Origin of the sequence: Xanthovirga aplysinae (genome assembly GCF_009711365.1) — a bacterium.
GTDB lineage: Bacteria > Bacteroidota > Bacteroidia > Cytophagales > Cyclobacteriaceae > Xanthovirga > Xanthovirga aplysinae.
This window is the reverse complement of sequence record NZ_SMMB01000807.1, coordinates 1-4,213: the sequence shown is the minus strand read 5'-3', so window position 1 is coordinate 4,213 and position 4,213 is coordinate 1. Positions and strand designations below refer to the sequence as shown.

The following is a 4,213-nucleotide window of genomic DNA, read 5'->3' as shown; positions in this document are numbered from 1 at the left end:
CACCACCTAAGGTGATCATCATGTCGGGAAATAAAAATTTTGCCTATGAAGGATTTGAAGTGAACGCCATAGATTACCTATTAAAACCTTTGAGTTTAGGGAGATTTTTGCAAGCCATTAACAAGTTCCATTTACAAATACAGGCCAATCAAGAACAATCTTCATTATCCTCAAATGGGGTTCCGGAGAACTCAAAACCGGATTATTTATTCGTTAAAGAAAATAAAAGGATTGTAAAGATTTTTCTAAATGAAATTGTATTTATCGAAAGTTTAAAGGACTACCTAAAAATAACGACAGAGGATAAAACACTTTTGATTAAACACCAATTAAGTCAATTTGAAGCCAAACTAGGCCGAGAAAACTTTTTACGGATTCATAAATCTTTCTTAATCTCTATTAATAAAATTGTGGCTTACTCGGCTTCTAAAATAGAACTTGGTAACATTGAACTACCTATTGGAAGAAGTTACAAACAAAAAGTTATTCAAACCCTTGAGAATTTATTCCTTTTGCATTCCTAGAGCTTTTAGAGTTTGGGAACTGGATCAATGGTACTGTGAATGAAGCACTTTTTCTACTTTCTTATTTTTTCTAAAATCTACCTTAGCTCTCCTTACTTATTCGGACAGGAAAAGGGGATTCCCTTGCTTCGGAATTATCCCTTAGAAGAATATGATTCGGGCTCTCAAAACTGGGCCATAATCCATGATAAGAGAGGAGTTGTTTATTTTGGCAATGAGGAAGGCATTTTGGAATATGATGGCGAGAATTGGCGTCAAATTAAAACATCCAATGAAAGCGCAGTACGCTCCCTTGGAAGGAGTAAGGATGGGACTATTTTTGTTGGAGGTGTAGGTGAATTTGGATACCTGAGTCCATCCCCTTTAGGAGAATTGCAATACGTCTCTTTATCATCCCGACTAGATTCCCTCCAAAAGCAATTCGCTGATGTTTGGAGTATATCAACCACTTCTGATGGAGTCTATTTTTTAACGGATGAAATCTTGTTTCGGTACGACTTTGAATCTTTTAAAACATGGAAAAAGGAAGGGGATTATTTTTACCTCTGCAAAACGATAAACGATAAATTGTATATCCATGAGGTGGGCGCTGGTATTAAAACCCTAACAAATGACCGACTAGAGTTGATTCCCGATGGCGAAATGTTTGCCCAAAGCATGATTCATGCTTTCATCCCCTATAAAGATGACCAATTAATCATTGGAACTATGAACAATGGTCTGTACCGGTTTAACCCCAGGGAAAAAACAGACACGGTGACTGTTTTTAAATCTGAAGCCAATGAATTTTTAAAGAAAAATAAGCTTTATCACGGCATAGAGCTAAGTGAAGGAAAAATGGCATTTGGCACTATAAGAAAAGGTTTGGCCATTATCAACGAAGAGGGTAAAATTCTAGAACTAATAGATAAAGAAAGCTTTCTCCAAGATGAAACTATTTATTATTTACATTATCAGAGAAAAAATGTGCTATGGATTGCCATGGACAATGGCTTGGCAAAATTAGAAGTGGATTCCCCCTTGCGCTTTTGGGATGAGAGCACCAAACTAAAAGGAAGTGTTTTGGACATTATCAAACACCAAGACACCCTTTACGTTGCTACTTCATTTGGCCTTTATTATTTGGAGACTTCTCAAAAATCAAATAACCATAAAATTAGTCAATTCAAAAAAGTACCTGGAATTGAGGGACAATGTTGGGATTTGATAGAGTATGCACCTCCCAAATCCTCCAATAATGAGAAGAAACCTCCTCTTCTTTTGGCAGGAGGTACCAATGGCATATTCCAAATTGAAAAAAAAAATGCGAAAACCATTAGCAATGTACACTATGCTTTTAAATTATATACCTCTGAGAAATTCCCTTCGAAAGTATTAATAGGAGGAAAAAATGAACTGGCAGTTATAAAGTACCATAATAACAGTTGGATTCCTCAAAATAACTTGTTCTCCTTTCAAGGGGAAATTCGTGACATTAATGAAGATCAAGAGGGAAACTTATGGCTAGCAACTTCTTATAAAGGGCTCATTAAAGTCTCCTTTCCTTCAAAAGGCAGGCGCTTTGGGAAAGGAAAATTGAAAAATAAAAGTCGTGCTATTCAAGCTTTAACTTATTATGATACCTTACAAGGCTTACCATCACTAGCAGGAATTCGTTTAGTAAAATACCATAATCGATTACTCTTTGCTACAGAAAAGGGACTTTTACATTTTAATGATGAAAAAGGGCGGTTCTTTGCCGACAGTACTTTAGGTGAAAAATATGCTGAAGGAAGCAAATGGATCAATAGATATTACATAGACAAACAATGGAATTTTTGGGTAAATGGGACAGAAGTTTTTTGGAAAGAGAACGACGGAAATTTAGTTTATGATCAAATTCCTCTCAAGAGGCTCCCTAAAAAACAAGTAGAAGTAATCTATATAGATCAAAACCAGGCGGTCTGGATGGGGGGAACCAAGGGCCTATTCCGTTACAACCCAGAGGCAAAAAGAGAGGATCAAGATGAATACTTAACGCTAATAAGAAAAGTAATTTGCGGCAAAGACTCTATAATATTTTCAGGTACTCTGCCACACATAATAACTAATTCTTCCTTGGATTCCTCTGTAATAAATGGTTTCCCATTTGGACAGAAAACGATTCCTCAAATAAATTACAAAAGCAACCATTTAACTTTTTCTTTTTCCTCCCCCTTTTTTGATGAAGAGACCAAGATAAATTACAGTTATTATCTTAAAGGATTTGATAAGGAATGGTCTACCTGGAAAAGGGAAGCACAAAAAGAATATACAAATTTGCCAGAGGGAGAATATACCTTTCTTGTTAAAGCCAAAAATTTCTATGGAAAAGAAAGCCAAACTGCTACCTTTTCTTTTGTCATTCTCCCCCCATGGTACCGAACCCTTTGGGCCTATCTTCTCTATTTCTTTTTGGTTATGGCGCTTGTCAGTTCACTAATTAAACTAAGATTGAAAAATCTCAAGAAAGAAAAGTTTCAACTTGAAAAACTAATTGAAGAAAGGACCTCAGAAATTCAAAATCAAAAAGAACAGCTATCTCTCCAGGCAAAAGAATTAAGGGAAGTAAACCAAATTGTCCAATCCAAAAATAAAACACTTGAACACCAAAAAGAGGAAATCACACAGCAGGCCCAGGCCTTACAATTGGTTAATTTAGAGCTAAAAAACCTCTCTCTTGTAGCTAGTGAAACCGATAATGCCATAGGAATTTTTAGTAAGGAAGGCCATTTAGAGTGGGTTAACGCCGGTTTTACCAGGATGTATGGATATTCATTGAAAGAATTTATTATGGCACATGGGAAAAGCATCTACTGGAACAGTCAAAACCCCAGTATTGAAGAGGCAGTAGCCTCAGCCATGAAAAATAAAAAAAGTATTTCTTACGAATTTTCAGCTTTTAGAAAAAATGGTCAGAAAATATGGGGGCATACCACTATAAGTTCAATATTGGATGAAAACGGACAAATATTTAAATTCGTAGCCATTGATTCGGATATTACATCCTTAAAAATAGCCGAAAAGGAAATAAAAAAACAAAGAGATGAATTACAACGGTTAAATCTAGAAAAAGACAATTTTTTCTCCCTTGTGGCACATGATCTACGTAGTCCCCTAGGAACTTTACTAAGTTTAATGCGGGTTTTATCAGACGAATTTGACAATCTACCCCACAACCAGTTAAAAGAATTATTGGTCAATGCACACCGATCTGCAGCCAATTCCTTTGCCCTTCTTGAAAATCTATTGGAATGGGCACTTACTCAAAAAGGTAAGATTGAATTTAACCCAAAAGAAGTAGATATTAGCCTTTTATGTGCAGAGGTAATTGATTTATTACAAATTTCAGCAGACAAAAAAGACCTTCAGCTATTATCAGAAATTAATGAAAGCATAATGGTCTATTGCGATGAAAACATGATCCGATCCGTCCTTCGGAACCTAATTTCAAATGCTATAAAATTTACATCTCCACCTGGAAGGATAATTCTTTCTGTAAAAGAGGAAACTCATCACGTACTAATATCAGTGATTGATACAGGAAGAGGGATGACCAAAGAAGAGCTGTCAAAAATATTTCAAATAAACCAACCTTTTTCTACACTAGGAACGGCCGATGAAAGAGGAACGGGACTGGGACTTTTACTTTCCAAAGATTTTATCAAAAA

Annotated in this window: 2 protein-coding genes; both read left to right on the top strand. The window is 35.7% G+C overall.

Annotation, left to right across the window (positions count from 1 at the left end; translation table 11 throughout):
• A partial coding sequence (locus E1171_RS06010; RefSeq protein WP_222931413.1) for a LytR/AlgR family response regulator transcription factor occupies positions 1 to 524 on the top strand: 524 nt, incomplete at its 5' end.
• A 39-nt stretch (positions 525 to 563) separates the two neighbouring features.
• On the top strand, positions 564 to 4,213 hold a 3,650-nt coding region (locus tag E1171_RS06005; protein WP_155205069.1), incomplete at its 3' end, for an ATP-binding protein.